We start from the raw sequence: 20,979 nt of genomic DNA, 5'->3' as shown, positions 1-20,979 counted from the left end.
TTTCTCTTACCGCCGACCGCCGCCACACGTCATGACTAGTCGCGGCGCGATCTTCTGCAGTGGCAGAATCTCGCTCGCCGCGCCCAGTGTGGCCGCCGCCTTGGGCATCCCGTAGACGGCGCTCGTGGCCTGATCCTGCGCGATGGTCTGGAAGCCGCGTTCACGCATGGCCTTCAGGCCTTGCGCCCCATCGCGTCCCATGCCGGTCAGCAATACTCCGATTGCTTCACCGCGCCAGTGTTCCACCACGCTTTCAAAAAACACATCGATCGAAGGGCGATACAGGTAGTCGCAAGGTTCGGGGGTATAGATGAGGCGTCCCGAGCTGGTCAGGCGCAAGTGATCGTTCGTGCCGGCCAGCACCACCGCACCGGCCTCCGGTACCTCTCCAGCCCGGGCAAGGCGTACCGGCAGCTGGCACTGCGCGTCGAGCCACTCGGCCATGCCCTGGGCGAACGCTTCGTCGACATGTTGCACGGCGACGACCGCCGCGCCAAAGTCAGCTGGCAACGCGCCGAGCAGCGTGGCCAGCGCAGCCGGGCCGCCGGCCGATGCGCCAATCGCGACCAGCCGGGGCGCGGTGGGCGTCTTGGTGGCCGCCGCGAGCGGATGGGGCGCCTGCGCGCGTCCGCCAAGCAGGCGTGCGATGTTCCGGATCTTCCGCAATAGCGGGCCGGCCGCGAGCTTGGTGTCGGAGTCGGTGAGCGTCGGGGTGTCTACGGCATCGATCGCACCGTGCCCCATGGCATCGAACACCTGGTTCGCGTTACGGCCGAGGTCCATGGTCACCACGACGATCGCACACGGCGATTCGGCCATGATGCGCCGTGTGGCTTCCACGCCGTCCATGACCGGCATCAGCAGGTCCATCAGGATCAGGTCAGGAGTCTGGGTCGCCGCCATCCGCACGGCTTCCTCGCCGTCGCCGGCGATCCAGGCGATCTCGAGTGTGGCGTCCAGCGCAAGCGCGCGCCGCAATGCGGTAACAGCCAGCGCGGAATCATTGACGATGCCGATTCTCATGAGCGTGCCTCGCCGATCAGGTCACGTACCGCGTCGAGCAGCGCGGTATCGTGGAAGCTGCCTTTGGCCAGATAGTAATCCGCGCCAGCCTGCAGGCCGCGCTCGCGATCCTGCTCGCGGTCCTTGTACGAGACGATCATTACCGGCAGATGCGTCAGGCGGGCATCGCTCCGTATCCGGCTGACGAGTTCAATGCCATCCATGCGCGGCATGTCGACGTCGGTGATCACCAGATCGAACGATTCCGCGCGCAGCACGTTCCATCCGTCCATGCCGTCCACCGCGACGGCCACGTCGTAGCCGCGTCCGCTCAGCAGCTTGCGCTCCAGTTCGCGCACGGTCAGCGAGTCATCCACCACCAGCACGCGCTTGCGTCGTGTCTGGGTCGTTTCCTCGCCGCCATGGCGCACCCGTTCGATGCGGCCATCGGAGACGAGTTTTTCCACCGACCGCAGCATGTCCTCGACGTCGAAGATCAGGACCGGCGTGCCATCGTCGGTCAGGCTGCCCGCCGCGATGTCCTTGATCTTTCCAAGGGCCTGCGCGAGTGGCTGCACCACCAGCAATCGCTCGCCGATCAGGCGATCCACTGCAAGGCCATACACGCGATCCTGCTCGCCGATGACAACCACGGGGACGGTATCTCCATCCTGGCCACGCTCGGGACGCTGGAGCACCTGCGCGGCGCTGATCAGTCCCACCGGCTTGCCGTCGTGGCGGAAGTGCTGGTGCTGCTCGGTCTGTTCGATGTCTTCGCGGCGCACGGCCACGGCACGCAGCACGTGGCCCAGCGGGAATGCATAGGCTTCGCCCGAGATTTCCACGAGCAGCGCCCGCACGATCGACAGTGTCAGCGGCAACTCGAGATGGAAGTGGAGGCCGCTGCCAGGCTGCTGGGAAAGCCTCAGGCTGCCCCGCACGGCACGCACCATGTCCTGCACGGCGTCGAGCCCGACGCCGCGGCCGGAGACCTCGGAAACCGTCTCGCGCATGCTGAATCCTGGCAGTAGCAGGAACTCGAGCAACTCGGCTTGCGATAGCCGCGCGACGGTGTCCGCCTGGGCGAGGCCTCGCCGCACGATGGCGGCGCGCAACGCTTCCAGATCGACGCCTGCGCCGTCATCGAAGATCTCGATCACAAGCCGGCCGGCGTTGTGCCACGCATGGAGTGATACCCGGCCTTCTTCCGGCTTGTCGGCGACGCGGCGCGTCTCCGGCGCTTCGATGCCATGATCGACCGCATTGCGCAGCAGGTGAGCCAGCGGTGCGTCGAGATGTTCCAGAATGTCCCGGTCGACCTGGGTTTGCTCGCCGGACAACTCCAGTCGGACACGCTTGCCGAGCGAGCGGCCCAGGTCGCGCACCATGCGCGAGTAACCGGTGATGCCATCGGCCAGCGGGCGCATCCGGCACGACAGCGCTGTGTCGTACAGGCGGCGCGACAGTCCGCTCTGGCGGTGATCGTACTGGTCGAATTCTTCCACGCGCTGGGTGAGCTGGCCGTGGCTGTCCTCGAGCAGTTGGCGAGTCTCCATCAGTGCCGCCCGCAAGCGTGGCACGGTGCTATCGGGGCTGTCGAGCAGCGCCTGAACGCCATCGAGCGCCTGCATCACGCGCATCTGTTGACGCCTGGCTTGCTGGATCGCGACGCCGAACGGCCGTAGCCAATGCGTCTCCACCATCGACTCGCCGGCCATCGCCAACAGCCGGTCCAGCCGTTCGGCATTGACGCGCAGGATGCGTTCCTGGTTGCCGGAGTACTCCTGTGGCTGCGCCGGCGCGACGGTGCTCGCTGACGGGCGATCGACCGTGGATAACGGGGGCTCCGGCGGCGAGGGCTCGGCGGCCGACGGCAACACTGTCGGTGCTGCCAGTGCCGCCACATCCGCGCCACCATCGAGCAGCGCCTCGAGACGGGCGACGAAAGCGTCGATCTCCGCCTTGCCGCCAAGCTCCGGCCAGTTGGCGTTGCCATCGGGCGGATGGCCGATTCGCTGCAGCAGGTCAGTGCCTTGCAGCAGCGCATCGATATGGGCGGCGCTCAGCAGAAGGCCGCCACGTTGCGCGGCGACGAGGCAATCCTCCATCACATGCGCAACGCGCACGCCACCGTCGAGCCCGACGATGCGCGCGGCCCCTTTTAGCGAATGCGCGGCGCGCATGCAAGCCTCGAGCTGGACGGCTGCCGTGGGATCGCGTTCCAGGGCCAGCAGGCCGGCATTGAGCACATCGGCCTGCGCGTCGGCTTCGAGCGCGAACAGGTCCAGCAACGAGGCATCACGGAGTTGTTCCGGATTCATGACAGGCTCCGGGTCAACGCCTGCCGCAGCAGGTCGGCATCAAGCAGACCGACGCTGTGGCCGTTGAAATCGAACAGCGCGCGTGAATAGCGGGCGGAGGCGCGCGCGAGCGTCGCCGGCAAGGGCAGCAAGACATCCTGCGTGACGCGCTCGACGCCGGCTACCTCGGCAACGGGCAGCGCGATCGCATTGCGTCCCTGGCCAAGAATCAGGAAGCGCGCCGCGCGCTGGGCATCCTGGCCGCCACGCCCGTTGGATTCAGCGGATTCAGCGGATTCAGCGGATTCAGCGGATTCAGCGGATTCGCCAAACAGCAGCGCCAGCGAGATGCACGTCAGCAACGCGCCGCGCACGGCCGCTACCCCGATCAGCGCGGCATGGCGCCGATGTGGCAGCGAGTGGACCAGCGCAGGCGCAGTGACTTCGCCCAGCGCGGCCGTCGGCAAGGCCAGCCATTCGTCGCCGACGCGAAACACCATGTACGACTCTCCGGCCAGCCGGTCGGCTGACGATGGGTCGATGGGCGTATCGCTATCGCTGGCAGGCTGGACGATCGGGTCGATGGCCAGTGTGTCGAGCAACACCAAGGCGGCCTGGGCGTAGACCGGGCAATTCCTGCAGGTGATGTGCGTGGCGAGTAGCGGGCAGGTGCGATCGCCGGTCACGCCGATGCGGCGCCAGCAGTCGTCGATGGCGCTTGCCGGGGCGGCATGGGGCAACAGTGAATTTGGTTCAGTCATGGCTCATTCGGGCATGACGTTGGGCGCGTTCGCGCAAGCGGTGCGCGCCGGCGGTATCGCCTCCGCTGTCGAGCAGGGCGGCCAGATGATAGAGCGCTTCTTCATGGCCAGGGTCGAGATACACCGCCTTGCGGTAGGCCGCGTGCGCCTCGGTGGCGCGGCCCGAGGCATCGTGCAGCACGCCCAGCAGACACCAGCCGTCGGCCGATGTCCCGTGCTCAGCCAGGAATTGCTGGCACGCCGCCAGGGCGCGATCGAGTTCGCCGCGATCGGCCATGGCTGCCATGGCAGCCAGCGCGGCTTCGAGGCTGGGCGCGGGTGTTGGCTGCGCTGACGGGCTGCTCGTCGCCACATCCGACACGGGCGCCGCGTGCCTTGCCGGGGTGGTGGCGGCCGATCGGGCCCTCGTGATCACGGGCTGTGGCGGCAGCACCATTTGCGCTGCTGGCGCGTGGCTCGATGGGCTGGCGGCTGGCTGAGCATGGAAGGCGAAGGCCAGCGGGACCCCTGCGCCGGCCAGCCCCTCGCGCGTCAGCAGGCTTGCTTCCGCGGGACCAACGAAGATCATGCCGTCTGGCCGGGTCAGGCGGCGCAGGGTCCGGATCGCTTCGCACTGCGTGGCCGGATCGAGATAGATCATCAGGTTGCGGCAAAACGCAAAGTGGTACGGCGCTTCGTGCCTCAGCAAGTCGGGGTCTATCAGGTTGCCGTATAGCAGCCGTACCTGATTGTGGACCTTTGGCAGCAGTTGATAGGTCGCCGGTGTGCCGGTGACCGGCATGAAGTAGCGATCACGGAAGTCCAGCGGCTGGCCGCGAAACGCGTTGTCGCCATAGACAGCGGCGCGCGCGCGTTCCAGGGCGCGTGCGCTGATATCGATGGCATCGACGCGGAAGCGATTGCCCGGAATCCCGGCGTCGAGCAGCGCCATCGCGATCGAATAGGGCTCTTCACCGGTCGAGCAGGGCAGGCTGAGGATGCGTAGCATCGGCTCCCCGGCCCCGAACACCCGTTGCGCGGCGAATCGGGCCAGCGCGAGCAGTGCCTCGCGGTGCCGGAAGAACCAGGTTTCCGGGACGACGACGGACTCGATCAGCGCCTGCAGCTCGTCCGGCACCGCATGAAGCAGGTTCCAGTAGGCCGCGGGGTCATCGGCGCCCAGGGCCTGGCGCCGTTCTTCCACCGCGCGCGCGATCGTGCCTCGGCCGACCGATGCGGCATCAAGCCCGATGCGTTCCTTCAGCAGCGCCTCGATCAAGGTGGGCGGATGGGGGGCGTCGGTCATGCCGGGGACGTTGCGGAAAACAGCATGGCGTGGACGGCGTCGGGCAGCAGCGCACCGACATGTACCCATTGGATCAGGCCACGCGGATCGTGGCGCACCGGTCCAAGATAGCGGGCGTGTGTCGGGTCGATGCCGCCATCGATGAACGATGCGGGATCGCAGCGCAGCGTTTCGTTGGCGTGCTCGAGCCGCAGGCCAAGCACGCGAGGCTGGGTGCCGGCGTCGCGCGCGCGCCGATAATGCACCAGCGCGGTGCGGGTGCTGGCGCGCGCGGTGGCGGGTGTGCCGGTGGCCAGCGCGGTGATGTCGATGACAGGCACGGGCTGTCCGTGCCGGGTCATCAGTCCGCAGACCCACTCCGGCGCGCCGGGTATCTGTTTGACGGGGCCGAGCGGCAGGACCTCGGCCACCTCGGCGCTATCGAGCGCGTAGCGATCGGCGCCGATGCGGAAGAGCAGGAAAAGGGCCATGGCGATGGCGGCTCCGGGGTCGCCTGCTCAGACTTTGAAGCGCGAGACGCCGCTGCGCAGTTCGTTGGAAACCAGCGTCAGTTCGTCGATGGCCTGGCTGGACTGACGCAGTGACTCCACCGTCTGCTGCGCGGCTTCGGACAGCTGGATCAGCGCCTGATTGATCTGCTCGGCGCCGCCTGCCTGCGCCTGCATCCCTTCGTTGACCATCTGCACGCGCGGCGCCAGGGACTGAACCTGCCCGATGATCTGCGAAAGCTGGTCGCCCACCTGGGTGACCTCGGACATGCCGCGGCGGACTTCCTCCGAGAACTTGTCCATGCCCATCACCCCGGCGGCCACGGCCGACTGGATCTCGCGCACGATCTGTTCGATGTCGTAGGTGGCCACGGCGGTCTGGTCCGCCAGGCGACGAATCTCGGTGGCCACCACGGAGAATCCGCGGCCGTACTCGCCGGCCTTTTCGGCCTCGATCGCGGCGTTCAGCGACAGCAGGTTGGTCTGGTCCGCCACGCGCGCGATGGTGGTCACCACCTGGTTGATATTGCCGGCCTTCTCGTTGAGCGTGGCCAGACGGGAGTTAACCGAGCCGGCGGCTTCCATCACGTGGTTCATCGTCGCTTCCATGCGCGACAGACCCACCTGACCGGTGCCAGCCAGTCCGGCTGTCTGGTCGGCGGCGTGGGAAACCTCGCTCATGGTGCGGACCAGGTCGCGCGCGGTAGCCGAGATTTCGCGCGAAGTCGCGCCAATCTGCGTGGTCGTGGCGGCCGTTTCGGTGGCGGTGGCCTGCTGCTGGCGCGCCGTGGCGGCGATCTCGTTGACCGAGGTAGTGACTTGAATTGCCGAGCGTTGCGCTTGTCCGACCAGCGACGTCAGCTCGTCGGCCATCTGGTTGAAACCTTCCTCCACGGCCTGGAACTCGTCTTGCCGATGCAGCACCATCCGCTGGCGCAGGTCGCCGCCGCGCATGGTCTTCAGCAGCGAGACGATCTTGCCCATCGGCACCGTAATGGCGCGTAGCAATTGATAGCCGGCGATCAGGGCGGCGAGCACGGCGATGCCGAATGCCACTTCGATACTGACCTTGGCCGTTACCACCGAGTCAACGATGCCAGTGGAGGCCCGCTCATTGACCTTGCCGTTGTCGTCGACGATGTCCTGCAGCAACTTCCGGCCATCAGACCAGAGGTCGTGCGCGCTGCCGCGCAGGGCGGCCTGGGCTGTGGCGGCATCCTTCCACTGAGCAGGGTCAAGGTACGGCTGGGCGGCCTGCTGGTACCGGGCGCGGACGGCCTGGTAGTTGTGGAAGCGGGCCCGGTCGTCGTCACGGACGATGGTGGCGTCGTACTGCTGCTCCAAACGGTCCAGACGCTGCATGGCGTCCTGCGTCTGCGTCAGCAGGCGGGCGCGCTGCGGAGCATCGGCCGCGGTTACCGTCTGCCAGGCCAGCACGTAGATTTCGCCCCAGACCCCGCGCATTCCGGCGCTGTAGTTCAGGCCCGGCAGCGCATCGGTGCGCATCACGGTGGTTTCGTGCTCGATGGCGGACAGCCGTCGGTAGGCGACGCCGCTCATCAGTGCCATGACCAGCAGGATGATGGTGAAGCTCGCCAGAATGCGGGTGCGGATGGTCCAGTGGGTCACGATCAGGATCGTCTCCGGTGAGGCCGCCGGGCTCGGGGCGGGCTGGGTCATGCGTTGGGGCGGGCGCCGTCACCCAGTTGGGGGTATCCCTCGTTTGGGTGGTAGCCTTTTGCGGCGTAGGGTACTGTAACGCCCAAGCCATTTCAACGCGGTGCCCGGGGCGTTGCGCCGTTGCGCCGGAAATTGGAAGCGCTTGCATTTTCCAAGGTTTTCGTCACACTTGCCAAATAGCTTGAGCAGGGAACATGTTCATCACAACAGATAGGGCAGGGATGGTGGCCAAGTCGGAGGCGCAGGCGACTGGTGCCTTGCCGCCGGCGGATGTCGATCCGCTGACCGGCGTGGTCGCTCGCCAGGCATTCTTGAATCGGCTGGAAACGCGCCTGCATAGCGAGGCGACGCCCCGCTTTTCCCTGTTGCTGGTTGGCATCGACGATTTCCGCGCGTTCAACGACATGCATGGCCATATGGAGGGCGATGCCATCCTCCAGCAAGTTGCCCGCCGGCTGCGCGATGCCGCGCCGCGCGACGCCGTGGTTGGCCGCGTGGGCGGCGACGAGTTCGCCGTGCTGCTGACCTCCATCTCGGACCCGACGCTGGTGCGGCACGTGAGCGCCGCCATCCTGTCGATGCTGTCTGCCCCCCACGAACTTAACGGCCGCCGCCACCATGTGCTGGCCAGCTTGGGCGCGTGCGTGATGCCGACCGGCGGGGATACCACTTCCGATGTGCTGGCAGCCGCCAGCCTGGCACTGGCCCGGGCCAAGCACGATGGCGGGCGCACGATCCGCTTCTTCAAGCCGCAGATGCGCACGGATGTGATGACGCGACTGTCGCTCGTCCAGGCCTTGCGGGAAGCCTACGCCCAGCGGCAGTTCGAACTGTTGTACCAGCCGCAGGTGGACCTGCGGGATGGCCGCGTGCTGGGCGCGGAGGCACTGATGCGCTGGCGGCATCCGACGCTGGGCCTGCTGGCCCCGGCCGCGTTTATCGACGCCCTGGCCGCGAGCAGCGTGGCGGCGGACGTCGGCATGTGGCTGCTGCACACGGCTTGCGCGCAGGCGCGGGCGTGGTCGCTGACGTTTCCCGACGCCCCCCGGGTGGCGATCAACCTGTTTGCCGCCCAGCTGTCCGAAAGCCGCTTGCTGACCGAGGTCCGCCATGTGCTGCGGGCGCTCGAGCTGCCGCCCGACCGGCTGGAGATCGAGATCACCGAGACCATCGCACTGCAGCAGGGCGACGAGGTGTCGGGCCAGCTCCAGGCGCTGCGCCGCGATGGCGTGACGCTGACTTGCGACGATTTTGGCACCGGCTATGCATCTCTGAGCTTCCTGAAATCCTTCCCGGTGGACCGGCTCAAGATCGATCAGTCGTTTATTCGCAACGTCACGCAAGACAGTGTCGATGCGGCGATCGTGCGTTCGGTCATCAACGTCGGGCAGAGCCTGCGCATCGGCGTGGTCGCCGAAGGGGTGGAAAACAACGCCCAGCGGGAATTCCTGCTGGCCAACGGATGCATCGAGGCGCAGGGCTATCTCTATGGGCGCCCGATGTCCGCTGACCTCCTGACAGAGCACCTCCGCCGCCAGCCGCGCTGACACCGGCGACGGATTTGTTTCCACCTTTATCCCCCATCGCCCGGCCGGGCCGCGGGGAAATATGTACTTACAAAGTCCGGTACACAGGTAGAACTCTGCATCGTTATCAGATGTAGGGTGGCACTGACAGGTCGCCACGATGGCGGCCGCGCGTGGGCGCGGTGGCCCACCGGACTCAGGTAACACACATGCAATCCCATACAAGATTCGCGCTGGCGCCTGTGGCGTTCGGCCTGGCCGCGCTGCTCGCGCAGGCACCGGCCGGCGCTCAGGGCTATAACCCGAACATGCCTCCTGGCTACATCGAGCAGGGGCAAGGCGGAGCCGGAGTGCCCGCCGGCCCGGAAACTGCACAGTCGGCGGACCCTTCCTCGCGCATTGCCACGGTAACCGATGCGGCCGGCGGCCTCAGTTTTGCTCCGGCGGGCTCCGACGAATGGGCTGCGATCGGCCTGAATCGGCCAGTGACCACTGGCGACCGGGTCTGGGTCGATCCGGGCGGCCGAGCGGAACTTCACGCCGGCGCCACTGCGATCCGACTGGGTGGCGGCACCGCCGCAAGGGTGCTGAACCTCGACGATCACACCACGCAGGTAAAACTGACACAAGGCACGCTCCAGTTGCGCGTGCGCGCGCTGCCACCCGACCAGCAAGTGGAGATTGATACACCCAATCTGGCGTTTGTGCCACGTGAGCCGGGTGACTACCGGCTCGACGTTTCCCCCGACGGCACCACGACGCAGGTGTCGATCCGCCACGGCACCGCCGTGCTTTATGGCGACACGCGTTCGATCGAAATGAGCCGTGGGCAGCGGATGCGCTTTGCGGGTGCCGATCTCGCGGATGCCGGTCCGGGCAACGTTGGTGGACCCGACAGCTTCGACCAGTGGACGGCCGCGCGCGACGCGCGCGAGGATGAGTCCGTATCGGCGCGTTATGTTCCGCGCGATATGACGGGCTATACCGCGCTGGACGACTATGGTGACTGGCAGCAAGACCCGGGCTATGGCGCGGTGTGGTTTCCTCGCGCCGAGCCAGCCGGTTGGGCGCCCTATAGTTCGGGCTACTGGGCCTGGGTGGCGCCCTGGGGCTGGACCTGGGTCGACGACGCGCCGTGGGGCTTCGCGCCTTCTCACTATGGGCGTTGGGCCTACTTCGGCAACCGCTGGGGATGGGTGCCGGGGCCGATCTCGGTGCGGCCTTACTATGCGCCAGCGGTGGTCGGATTCGTCGGTGGCGTGAGCGCGACGATCAGCATCGGCGGCGGGCCGGGGGTGGCCTGGTATCCGTTGGGCCCGCGCGATGTGTATCGGCCGATCTATCGCGCCAGCCCGACCTATGTCACGCGCATCAACAACGTCACGATCAACAACAACTTTATCGCCCGTGGCGATCGGGATCGTTGGAACAACCGCGAGGTACCTGGCGCGATCTCTGGCATGTCGTCGCGGAGCTTCGTGGAGGGCCGACCGGTGCCGCGTGCCCGTACGCGCGACGAGTGGCGGCATCTGCCCGCTGGTGAAGGCAACTTTGGCGCGCCGCCGATGGCGCCGGTCAAGACCAGCCTGATTGGCGCGGCCCAGCCGCGCGGGCTGCCGCCGATGGCGCGCGCGGGGTTTGAGCGGCAGGCGATTGCCGCGCGTCAGCCTGGCCGTGTGGGGCCCGACGAACTGGCAAACCGCTTCGCGCGCGAAGGCGGCACGGCGGGTGCGGGGCCGGCATGGCGGGGGCCGACGCAGGAAGCGCGGCCGCAACAGGGTTCACGCCGGGGTGGGCAGCCAGCCCAGGCAATGCCGTGGCAACCTGATGTGCGGGTTAGCCAGGCGGCCCAGAGCGGTCGCGGCTTCGCGCCGCGGCCGGACCAGATGCGTGGTCTGCCGCAGGAGTCCCAACGACAGGAGCAGGCGATCCAGCGTCAGCAGTTCGACCAGCAACGCCAGACGGAAGAACGCCAGCGGCAGTCCGCGGAATTCCAGCAGCGTCAGCAGCAGGCGCTGCAGCGACAGGCGCAGGACCAGCAGCGGCAGCAACTCGATCAGCAGCGCCAGGCGCAAGAGCGTCAGCAGATGGATCAGCAACGGCAGTCGCAACAGCGTCAGCAGCAGTTCGATCAGCAGCGCCAGGCGCAAGAGCGTCAGCAGATGGATCAGCAACGGCAGTCGCAGCAGCGGCAACAGCAGTCGGACCAGCAACGGCAGGCGCAAGAACGCCAGCAGATGGATCAACAACGGCAGGTGCAGCAGCAGCAACAGCAACAGCAACAGCAGCTCGAACACGCACGCCAGTTCCAGGAGCAACAGCGCCAGCAATTCGAGCAGCAGCGTCAGCAGGCCATGCAGCGGCAACAGGTGGATCAGCAGCGCCAGGCGCAGGAACAACAGCGGCAGGTACAGGAGCAGCAACGGCAGATGCAGGAGCAACAGCGCCAACAGCAGGACCGCCAGCGCCAGATCCAACAGCAACAACAGCAACAACAGCAGCAGCAACAGCAACAGCAGCAACAACGGGCGCAGCAGGAGCGCGCGCGTCAGAGTCGTGAGGAACAGGCACATAACGACGGTCGTTGATGAGTCCGTGGTGTTTCACCCTCGCCAGCTAGCGGGATAGGGGGTGGATGTCCAGCGGCACCTCCTGAAAGACAAAGGGCGTCCGAATCATCGGACGCCCTTTGCTTTCTCTCCACTTGCGATTCTAGTTATGGCGCTGGCTTGCCCGCCAGCAGGGTCCCACTCCTCCGTCGTCTCTCTCCGGCGGGCTGCTTACTTGCCCAGTTCCGACAGGCGTACCGGCGCGATCTTGCCGTTCTGCACCCAGCCAACCACGGTATCGGCCATGGAGCCGCCCTTGGCGTCGATGCCTTCCACCTCGTTCGGATTGACATCCTTCGGCAGCGTCTTGACCGCTTCGGGCATCTTCGCGCGGATGGCCGCTGCGTCGCTGGTGGTGCCTGCCAGCTTCATGGCATTGGCCAGCGCCCAGGTCATCGTGTAGTTCAGCGACATTTCCGTGGTGGCATCGCGACCGTCGTGCAGCTTCTTGTAGCGAGCGTTATAGGCTTGTGCCACCGGGCGTGCGTCGTTGACCAGCGGCATCACGCCGATCGAGCCTTCGAGCATGGCCAGACCGTTCGTGACCTTGGCCATTTCGTCCATCTTGGCCTGGTCCATGATGATGAAGCCGCCCTTGAAGCCAAGCTCGCGTGCCTGCTTGACCACCAGCGCGGTCGGCTCCGACGGGCCGCCGACGAACATCACGTCGGGTTTGTCGGCGATGGCGCGCGAAACGCCGGTGTAGAAGTCGGTGGCCTTGGTGTACGACATCGGATTGTTGCCCACCACCTTGCCGCCCGCGCCTTCCCAGGCCGGCACGAACGCTTGCACCCAGGCCTTGGCGTAGTCATGGTCGGCAGGTACCAGCGCCACGTTCTTGCCAAAGCGCTTCATCTGCGCCTTGACGAACGGCTCGATGTAGCCGGTGTATGCCGGCGGGATGCGGATCGTCAGCTTGTTGCCGGCGTCGGTGATGCGCGGCACGCTCGAGTACGCCATCACCATGAACTTTTCCTGTTCATTGAAGGCCTGCAGCGCGAAGATGCCGCCCGAGTGGGGTACGAACACCGCCGGGGTCTTGTACTGCTGCACCAGGCGACGCGCATTGATCGCGGCTTCGGCAGGCGCGTACTTGTCGTCGAGCGAGACGACTTCCAGCTTGACCTTCTTGCCCTTGACCTCGAGGCCGCTGGCGTTGATCTCGTCGACAGCCATCTGGATGCCCGACAGCACGTTCTTGCCGTAGAGCGCCGCGCCGCCCGACAGCGGGCCGGTGTAGCCGATCTTGACCACTTCCTGCGCCAATGCCGGTGCCGATGCGACCAATGCCGCCACCGCGCATGCGGCCAGCGGGAAGAAACGACCCAATGTCTTGTACTGCATTGCTGTCTCCTTTGAGTTTTGACTGCGCTTGTTCTCTACGCCCTTATCGCCCTTTTCCCGCGAGTGAGAGAAGGGTGCATCCAGCCAGTTCGGCGAATCGAATTACCCGCCGATGTACGCCTTCCTGATCCCCTCGTCCTTCAGCAGCGTATCGCGATCACCTTCCATCACGATGTGACCGTTCTCGATCACGTAGGCGCGATGGGCGATGCCGAGCGCCGCGTAGGCGTTCTGCTCCGCCAGCAGTACGGTGGTGCCGGCGCGATTGATGCGCTGGATGATCTCGAACATCTGCTTGACCACCAGCGGTGCAAGACCCAGCGAGGGCTCGTCGAGCAGCAGCGCGCGCGGGCGGCTCATCAGCGCGCGGCCCAGCGCCACCATTTGTTGTTGCCCGCCAGACAGCGATCCCGCGGGATCATCCTTCTTCTGGAGCAGGATCGGGAACATCTCGTAGACCTCTTCGAGCGTCTTGCGGATGCCGGCCCGGTCACGGCGATGCACATAGGCGCCAAGCGTCAGGTTCTTCTCGACGCTCATTGCGGGGAACAGCTTGCGGCCCTCTGGGCAGTGCACGAGTCCCGCCTGCACGATTTGCGACGGCTTCATCCCGCCAAGCTCGCGGCCGTCGAAACGCATGCTGCCGCCGCTGATGCGATGGATGCCGCTCATCGCCAGGAAGATGGAGCTCTTGCCCGCGCCGTTTGCGCCAAGCAGTACCACAAGTTCTCCGGCGCCTGCGTGCAGCGAGATATTGTCCAGGGCGCGGAAGCTGCCGTACGACAGCGAGACGCGATCAAGCTGCAACATGGTCGGCTCCCAGGTAGGCTTCAATGACGTGCGGATCTTGCTGGATCTGCGCTGGCGTCCCTTCAGCGATCTTTTCGCCGTAGTTGAGCACCATGATCTTGTCGGCCAGTCGCATGATCATGTCCATCTTGTGTTCGATCAGACAGACGGTCTTGCCGTGCCGGACCATCTTGCGGATCAGTTCGGCAAGGCCGACCGTCTCCTCCGGGTTCACGCCACCGGCAGGTTCGTCGAGCAGCAGCAGATCCGGGTCAGTGGCCAGCGCAAGCGCGAACGCCACGCGCTTGCGCGCTTCCTGGGTGATATCCGCAGCCAGTTCATGCGCCAGGTGTGACAGCCCGACGAAATCGAGCGCGGCCTCGGCCTTCTCCCGACACAGCTTCTCTTCTTCGCGCAGGCGGCGCGTGTTGAACAGCACGTCGGCCAGCCCGGACTTTGTGCGGAGCCGATGGCCGACGATCAGGTTGTCGAGCACGGTCGCGCGGTCGAACAGCGAGGTGGCCTGGAACGTGCGCGCCACGCCCAGGCGGGCGATCTGGTCCGCGCGCAGTCCGGCGACGTCCTGTCCCTTGAGCAGGATCTGGCCCGATGTCGGCGCATGGGTGCCAGCGATCAGATTGAAGAACGTCGTCTTGCCGGCGCCATTGGGACCGATGATCGCGTTGATATGGCCGGTCTCAAACGTTACGGACACATCGTGCACCGCGGTCAGGCCGCCAAATTTCTTGGTCAGATTGCGGATCTCAAGCATTCTCGGCTCCGGGGCGGGTGGTCGGGACGGACGTGGTTTGCGTCGGGCGCGCGGCGGCCATCTGTCCACGGCGCGCGGCGGCGGCTCGGCGGACTTGCCGCTTCAGGAACGAACCGACGATGCCATCCGGCACGAAGATGATCAGCAGGATCAGCACCGGACCGAACACGAGCATCCGGTAGTCCTGCAGGAACTGCAGGGTCTGCGTGACCCACGGTACCAGCAGCGAACCAAGCAGCGGACCGAGCAGCGTGCCCGTGCCACCGACCAGCATCGCCATGACCATGTCGAACGTGATGTCGGTGCGGGCGATGTCCGGACCCAGGAAGCGTACCTGGCCGGCATAGAGCGCGCCGGCGAATCCGGCGTAGCCCACGGAGAGCACGAACGACAGGACCTTGGTGCGCATCAGGTTGATGCCGAGCGCTTCCGCGAGAGCATCGCTGTTACGCACGGCCATGAAGCTGCGGCCGACCAGCGAGCTGACGATGCGATGCATGACGAATGTGCCCAGGGCCAGGAAGACCAGCACCAGGTAGTACTGCGCCTGTACGCTGTCGAAGGCGATCGGACCGATCGAAGCCGGGACCGGGATGCCGATCAGGCCTACCGCACCGTGGGTCAGGCTCTCCCATTTCTCGATCAGCAGATAGATGATGTAGCCCACGCACATCGTGAAGATCGAGAAGTAGTGCCCCTTCAGGCGCAGCGACACCGTGCCGACGACATAACCCAAAACCATGCAGACCACGCCGGACAACGCGAACGCGAGCCAGTACGGCATCTGATGGTCGACGGTCAGGATGCCCAGGGTGTAGGCGCCGATAGCCATGAAGCCGCCATGCGCGAGATTGAGCTGGCCCGTGTATCCGGTCAGCAGGTTCAGCCCGAGCGTGGCGATGGCCATGATGAAGGCCAGCGTCATCACCGTCAGGTAGTAGCTGTTGGGGACGGCCAGCGGAAACACGATGGCCGCGACGAACAACAGCGTCCAGCCGATTTTGCCTTGCATTGTTTTCATGGTGGTCTCCTGGTTCCTGTCAGGCGGTCTTGCCGGCGAACAGGCCCTGCGGACGCACCGACAGGATGATCACAAGCAGCAGGAAGGCGATGATGTCCTTGTAGTCGGTGGAGATGTAGAAGCCACCGAAGCTTTCGGCCATGCCGATGATCAGCCCGCCCACGATCGCGCCGGGGATGCTGCCCATGCCGCCGAGGATGATGATCACGAACGCCTTGGTGATGACCAGGTTGCCCATGCTCGGATAGACCAGGTTGATCGGCGCGTAGAGTGTGGCGGCGATGGCGGCCAGCGCGCCAGAGATCGCGAACACAAGCAGTGTCACGCGCATGGCGTCGATACCGACCAGCGCGGCGCCTTCGCGGTTCTGCGCCATGGCGACGATCGTCGAACCCGTGACCGTGCGCGTCAGGAACAGGTGGAGCAGCACCATCAGGCCGAATGCCGCGACGATGATCAACAGCCGTTGCAGTGGAGCGGTCAGGCCGAAGATCTCGACCATCTGACCATACGGCGTGGGCATGCGGTGGAAGTCGGCCCCCCACAGGGCCTGCGCGCCGGCTTCGAGAAACAGCAGGATGCCGATGGCGGCGATCATGTCGTGAACCTCGGGCGCATGGCGCAGCGGATAAAAGACCAGGCGGTCCGCCAGCATCGACAGCACGGCCACCACGACGGCCGCCGCCAGCATGGCCAGCCAGTAATTCATGCCCAGCGTGGTCATGGCGTAGTACGAGACATACGCGCCGGCCATGTAGAACGCGCCGTGCGCGAAGTTTGGTACGTGCAGGATGCCGTAGACCAGGGTCAGCCCGAGTGCGACCAGGCTATAGACGCCGCCCAAAGTCAGGCCATTGAGAAACTGCTGAAAAAACAATGCCATGAACCGTCTCCTTGCGCCGATACAGGGGTTTGTACCGACACTGTCTGTTGACGCCGTGACGTTCTCGCACGGTCGTTCTTTTTTGACGACTGTTGCATAGCGTTTTAAGTAGCGTCAAGCGATCGGACGTAGTATTCCGCTGTGCGAAATATGGGCTTGCAGAAGCCTTTCAGAACCTCCGCGTTATCCCTGATTTCAGTGTGAAAGTTGCGTCCGGACGGACCTTGCCTTACTTGCCGTGTGTATGACCTTTATTCTTTCCGCACATAGCACGGTCGTTCCTTGCCGGAAACTGATATGAAGTCGAAATGAAGCGCACAACCTCGATTCCGATGCCTGCCGATACCGCCCTGGTATCGGCCGATGCCGCGCGTCCCGCCGACGATGGGGATCGGAACTTCGTCACGGCGCTGGCCCGCGGCGTGGAGTTGCTGCGTGCGTTTGGACCGGACGATGACTTCCTTGGCAATGCGGAGTTGTCGCGTCGTACCGGCATCCCCCGACCAACCGTTTCGCGCCTGACGTACACGCTGGCCAGCCTCGGGTACCTCGTGTACGTCGAGGCCCAGGAGAAATACCGCATTGGCCAGGCGGCGATGCTACCTGCGCAGCGCTATCTCTCGGGGGCCGGCATTCGTGATATCGCGCAGCCGTTGATGCAGTCTCTGGCGTTTGCCACTGGCTGCACGGTGGCGCTGGCGGCGCCGGATCGTCACGATATGGTGTATCTCGAGGTGTGCCAGCCGCGTGGTGCGTTGGTGATGAGGCTCACGCCTGGCTCGCGGCTGCCGATGGCGACCTCGGCCATCGGCAAGGCGTGGCTGGCGGGCCTGACATCCGATCGGCGAGGCGCGGTGTTCGCCGAGCTCGAGCGTCACCACGGGCCGCGTTGGGCATCCATCCGCACCAAGCTCGAGCGTGGACTGCGCGAACACGCGCGACGCGGCTTCTGCATGGCGCACGCCGAGTGGGACCGTTCGGTGAGTGGCGCCGCCGCGCCGGTGAGTCTGGCGGATGGCTCGGAGGTGCTGTCGATCAACATCGGCGGGGCGTCCACGCGGCTATCGCCCGAAATTCTCGAAGGCAATCTTGGCCCCCGCATTCGCGAGCTGGCGGACGCGCTCGCGGCAAGACTCTGGCGGCCAGCCTGACCCAATTCATCGCAGACATCGAACCTTGGAGGCATGCATGGAAGTTCGCAACAAGACCGTAATCGTGACCGGTGGCGGCACCGGTATTGGACGCGCCCTGGTGCTGGCGTTTGCCCGTGCCGGCGCACGCGGCATCGCCGTGGCGGATATTGACGAGGCCGGCGCGTCGCAGGTGGCCGCCGAGGCAGTGGCGGCCGCGCCAGGCTGCCAGATCTTCTCGCAACGCGTGGACGTGGCAAATGCCGAAGCCGTGCAGAATCTGGTCGACACCGCCACGCAGCGTTTCGGTCAGGTGGACGTGTTCTGCTCAAACGCCGGCATCATCCTGCGCAAGGGCCTTGATGCCACCGCGGACGAATGGCAGCGCATCTGGGAAATCAACGTCATGGCGCATATCCACGCGGCCAAGGCTGCGCTGCCGCAGATGCTCGAACGTGGTGATGGGTACTTCGTGAACACGGTCTCGGCTGCGGGTCTGCTCTCGCAGATCGGATCGGCGCCTTATGCCGTGACCAAGCACGCGGCGATCGGCTTTGCCGAATGGCTGTCGATCACCTACGGCGACCGCGGCATCAAGGTGAGCTGCATCTGCCCGCAGGGTGTGCAGACGAAGATGCTGTTCGGCGAGGGCGGCGAGCGCAAGGGCTTCCTGCAGGCTGGTTCGGTCACGGCCGAGCACGTGGCTGAGAAGACGCTCGAAGGCGTCGCCAACGAGAGCTTCCTGATCCTGCCGCACCCCGAGGTGTTGGAGTACTACCGTCGCAAGGGGCAAGACTACGATCGGTGGCTGCGTGGCATGCGTCGGCTGCACGACCAGGTCACCAAGGAGTTTGGCAACATCGTCGTTTAACTCAGGGCCCCGCGCGGGCCTATCCCATATCCAGAGGCGAAAAGCCCGGAGAATCAGGAGACAGATCCATGTATGTACGAATGTTCACGCGTCGCCATGTCGTGGCGATGCTGGCTGCCGCGGCCTCGTTAGCGGCGATTCCCGCCGCGCAGGCGAACGATGCCTATCCGGCCAAGCCGATCCGCATGGTGGTCGGCTTTCCGAGCGGTGGTGCGCCGGACATTCTTGCGCGGATTTTTTCCGAGAAGTTCTCGCTGGGGCAGCCCGTTATCGTCGACAACAAGCCGGGCGCGGGCGGCAATATCGGCGCGGAGACGGTGGCCCGCTCAGCGCCCGATGGTTACACGCTGGCGCTGGGCACGGTCGGCACGCATTCGATCAATGGCGCGCTGTACAGCAAGATGCCCTATGACATGGTCAAGGACTTCACGCCCGTGATCCTGTTGGCGTCCACGCCGAACGTGCTGGTCGTGCATCCGTCCGTGCCCGCGAAGAACGTGCAGGAACTGATTGCGCTGGCCAAGGCCAAGCCGGGGCAGTTGACGTTTGGCACGCCGGGTATCGGTACGTCCTTGCACGTGGCGGGCGAACTGTTCAACACGATGGCGGGAACGAAAATCGAGCATGTTCCATACAAGGGGCGGGCGATGGCCATTCCGGACTTGCTGGGCGGCCACATCACGATGATGTTCGACAACCTGCCGTCCGCGCTGCCGGTGGTGAAGGAGGGCAAGCTGCGCGCGCTGGGCGTGACCAGTGCGCATCGTTCGGCCTCCGCACCGGACATCCCGACTATCGCCGAGCAGGGCCTGCCCGGTTACGAGGCAACATCGTGGTTCGCGGTCTTCGTGCCGGCACATACGCCGAAAGAGATCGTGGTCAAGCTGAACGCCGAGATGAACCGCATTTTCACGCAGCCCGACGTGCAGGCAAAGCTCAAGACGTTGGGTCTCGATCCGGTTCTCGGGACGCCTGAGAAGCTGGCTGAGTATCAGCGCAGCGAGATCGCCAAGTGGGCGAAGGTCGTGAAGGATTCTGGCGCGAAGGCGGACTAATACCGCATCTTCCCGGCAAGGGCCGGGGCTCTCGCGAGTCCTGGCCCTTGGGTAGTCAGGCGTCCGGCTCGGCCGCGCCTTCGGTCGGTGCGGGCAGGGCGTCGCGCAGCCGGCTGAAGCTGATGATTGCGCCGATCGCCGCCACGCAGGCGGCGGCGAAGAGCGCGGTTCTCGCCGCACCAGCGTTGTCTAGGCTGAACAGCAGCGCGACCACTGCGGTTCCCGTGGTCTGTCCCAGCAGACGCGTCGTTGCCTGAGCACCGCTGGCACCGCCGCTTCGCTCACGTGGCGTGGCGCCGATCATCGCCCGGTTGTTCGGGGACTGGAAGAAGCCGAAGCCGATACCGCACAGCGCGGTGCGCCAGGCGATATCGAAGCTGCTGGCGGTTGGCGAGAGCAAGGCCAGGCCAATCAGACCGGTAGTCAGCATAATCAGACCCGCGCCTGCCAGAATGCTGGCCGGATAGCAGTCCGACAGCCTGCCGGACAGCGCTGCCATCAAGGCGACCATCAGCGGCCAGGGGGTGATCAGCAAGCCCGTTTCCTGCAGGCTGCGTCCAAGCTGATACTCGAGATAGAACGGCAAGGCTACGAACGCGAGCATCTGCGTCATGAACGAGCAGAACGATGTGCCGACAGCCAGCGTGAAGGCGCGGCTCGCGAACAGATCGACCGGTACCAGCGGCGCCGGACGCCCGCGTTGGCGACGCACCAGCAGCCAGCCGAGGACGATGGCCAACGCGATCCCGATCGCGCCACCGACGCGCAGTGTTGCGTGCCCCATGCTGTCGACGCCGAGGATAAACATGCCGAAGACCACTGCGGACAGCACGGCGCTGGGATAGTCGAACGCGCGCGGCTGGGCCGGTGTGTCAGGCAGCGCCCAGCGCGAGATCCATAGCGCGACGATGGCCACCGGTACATTCACCGCGAACAGCCACGGCCAGCTGCTGATGCCAAGGATCAGCGCGCCGAGTGAAGGGCCAACGGCGATCGTCACGCCAACCACCAGCGCGTTGAGTCCGATACCGCGTCCGAGCTTGGTCGGCGGATAGATGAATCGCACGAGCGCGGTATTGACGCTCATGATGCCGGCACCACCGATGCCCTGGATGACACGGGCCGCCACCAGCATCGGCAGGTTCACCGCGCATGCGGCGAGCAGCGATCCGATGAGGAAGATTGCCAGCCCAGTCCGGTACACACGCTTGTAGCCGAGGATGTCGCCCAGTGACGACAACGGCAACAGGCAGATGGTAACGGTCAACTGGTAGGCATTGACGACCCAGATCGTGCTGGCGGCTTCGGCGTTAAGCTCACGGGAGATCGATGGCAACGCGATATTGGCGATCGAGCCATCGAGCACGGCCATGATGAGACCGCAGAAGACGGTCAGGATTGCCCAGGCACGCTGGGGATAGGGGAGTCCTTGATGGGGCTGCATGGAACGGGGCAGAGAGCGG

The 20,979-nt window shown here is 65.5% G+C and carries 17 protein-coding genes; 5 read left to right on the top strand and 12 right to left on the bottom strand.

Features of this window, described 5'->3' with window-relative positions; genetic code table 11:
• Positions 1-6: 6 nt before the first annotated feature.
• The 6 genes from B2246_RS18995 to B2246_RS18970 are packed head-to-tail and all read right to left on the bottom strand — an operon-like array spanning position 7 to position 7,516.
• Entirely contained in the window at positions 7-1,023 is a 1,017-nt protein-coding gene (locus B2246_RS18995; protein ID WP_186425720.1) for a chemotaxis response regulator protein-glutamate methylesterase, read from the bottom strand.
• Positions 1,020-3,323: a hybrid sensor histidine kinase/response regulator gene (locus B2246_RS18990; protein ID WP_035883136.1), complete on the bottom strand. Its 2,304-nt coding sequence runs from the start codon at positions 3,321-3,323 to the stop codon at positions 1,020-1,022. The genes B2246_RS18995 and B2246_RS18990 overlap by 4 nt, the downstream gene beginning before the upstream one ends.
• Entirely contained in the window at positions 3,320-4,063 is a 744-nt protein-coding gene (locus tag B2246_RS18985; protein ID WP_286882594.1) for a chemotaxis protein CheW, read from the bottom strand. Before B2246_RS18985 ends, B2246_RS18990 begins: the two co-directional genes overlap by 4 nt.
• Complete coding sequence (locus B2246_RS18980; protein ID WP_186425718.1) at positions 4,056-5,348, bottom strand: CheR family methyltransferase; 1,293 nt, start codon at positions 5,346-5,348, stop codon at positions 4,056-4,058. The genes B2246_RS18985 and B2246_RS18980 overlap by 8 nt, the downstream gene beginning before the upstream one ends.
• Complete coding sequence (locus B2246_RS18975) at positions 5,345-5,818, bottom strand: chemotaxis protein CheW (RefSeq protein WP_008648633.1); 474 nt, start codon at positions 5,816-5,818, stop codon at positions 5,345-5,347. The genes B2246_RS18980 and B2246_RS18975 overlap by 4 nt, the downstream gene beginning before the upstream one ends.
• Positions 5,819-5,845: 27 nt before the next feature.
• Positions 5,846-7,516, bottom strand: coding sequence for a methyl-accepting chemotaxis protein (locus B2246_RS18970; protein ID WP_008648635.1), 1,671 nt, complete (start codon positions 7,514-7,516; stop codon positions 5,846-5,848).
• Between the two features lie 221 nt (positions 7,517-7,737).
• Here B2246_RS18970 and B2246_RS18965 point away from each other — a divergent pair, with 221 nt between their 5' ends.
• Both B2246_RS18965 and B2246_RS18960 read left to right on the top strand, forming a co-directional pair.
• Positions 7,738-9,063, top strand: coding sequence for a putative bifunctional diguanylate cyclase/phosphodiesterase (locus B2246_RS18965; RefSeq protein ID WP_186425745.1), 1,326 nt, complete (start codon positions 7,738-7,740; stop codon positions 9,061-9,063).
• 188 nt (positions 9,064-9,251) lie between these two features.
• Complete coding sequence (locus B2246_RS18960; RefSeq protein ID WP_286882593.1) at positions 9,252-11,630, top strand: DUF6600 domain-containing protein; 2,379 nt, start codon at positions 9,252-9,254, stop codon at positions 11,628-11,630.
• Positions 11,631-11,822: 192 nt separating this feature from the next.
• Here the strand turns inward: B2246_RS18960 and B2246_RS18955 are convergent, their stop codons facing one another.
• The 5 genes from B2246_RS18955 to B2246_RS18935 form a co-directional block, all read right to left on the bottom strand.
• Positions 11,823-12,995, bottom strand: a complete 1,173-nt coding sequence (locus B2246_RS18955; protein ID WP_008643864.1) for an ABC transporter substrate-binding protein — start codon at positions 12,993-12,995, stop codon at positions 11,823-11,825.
• A gap of 102 nt (positions 12,996-13,097) precedes the next feature.
• Positions 13,098-13,805 carry an ABC transporter ATP-binding protein gene (locus B2246_RS18950; protein ID WP_008643863.1) on the bottom strand — a complete coding sequence of 236 codons (708 nt, stop codon included), beginning with the start codon at positions 13,803-13,805 and terminating at the stop codon, positions 13,098-13,100.
• Positions 13,792-14,556, bottom strand: a complete 765-nt coding sequence (locus B2246_RS18945) for an ABC transporter ATP-binding protein (protein WP_008643862.1) — start codon at positions 14,554-14,556, stop codon at positions 13,792-13,794. The genes B2246_RS18950 and B2246_RS18945 overlap by 14 nt, the downstream gene beginning before the upstream one ends.
• Positions 14,549-15,577, bottom strand: coding sequence for a branched-chain amino acid ABC transporter permease (locus tag B2246_RS18940; RefSeq protein ID WP_008643861.1), 1,029 nt, complete (start codon positions 15,575-15,577; stop codon positions 14,549-14,551). Before B2246_RS18940 ends, B2246_RS18945 begins: the two co-directional genes overlap by 8 nt.
• Before the next feature lie 19 nt (positions 15,578-15,596).
• A complete protein-coding gene (locus B2246_RS18935) occupies positions 15,597-16,460 on the bottom strand; it encodes a branched-chain amino acid ABC transporter permease (RefSeq protein ID WP_008643860.1) in 864 nt (287 codons plus the stop codon).
• A 308-nt stretch (positions 16,461-16,768) separates the two neighbouring features.
• Between B2246_RS18935 and B2246_RS18930 the strand changes: the two genes are divergently transcribed.
• From B2246_RS18930 to B2246_RS18920, 3 genes are all read left to right on the top strand, one after another.
• Entirely contained in the window at positions 16,769-17,611 is an 843-nt protein-coding gene (locus B2246_RS18930) for an IclR family transcriptional regulator (protein WP_008643859.1), read from the top strand.
• A gap of 37 nt (positions 17,612-17,648) precedes the next feature.
• Positions 17,649-18,461 (top strand): SDR family oxidoreductase, encoded by an 813-nt coding sequence (locus B2246_RS18925; protein ID WP_008643858.1) that lies wholly within the window; start codon positions 17,649-17,651, stop codon positions 18,459-18,461.
• Between the two features lie 68 nt (positions 18,462-18,529).
• On the top strand, positions 18,530-19,516 hold the full coding sequence (locus B2246_RS18920; protein ID WP_008643857.1) for a Bug family tripartite tricarboxylate transporter substrate binding protein: 987 nt from the start codon (positions 18,530-18,532) through the stop codon (positions 19,514-19,516).
• Positions 19,517-19,571: 55 nt separating this feature from the next.
• Here the strand turns inward: B2246_RS18920 and B2246_RS18915 are convergent, their stop codons facing one another.
• Positions 19,572-20,960 carry an MFS transporter gene (locus B2246_RS18915; protein ID WP_286882592.1) on the bottom strand — a complete coding sequence of 463 codons (1,389 nt, stop codon included), beginning with the start codon at positions 20,958-20,960 and terminating at the stop codon, positions 19,572-19,574.
• Positions 20,961-20,979: the final 19 nt, after the last annotated feature.

The sequence above is a fragment of the Cupriavidus sp. UBA2010 genome, from assembly GCF_002335265.1.
GTDB lineage: Bacteria > Pseudomonadota > Gammaproteobacteria > Burkholderiales > Burkholderiaceae > Cupriavidus > Cupriavidus metallidurans.
The sequence above is the reverse complement of the archived record's forward strand: the minus strand, read 5'-3'. Positions and strand labels throughout refer to the sequence as shown.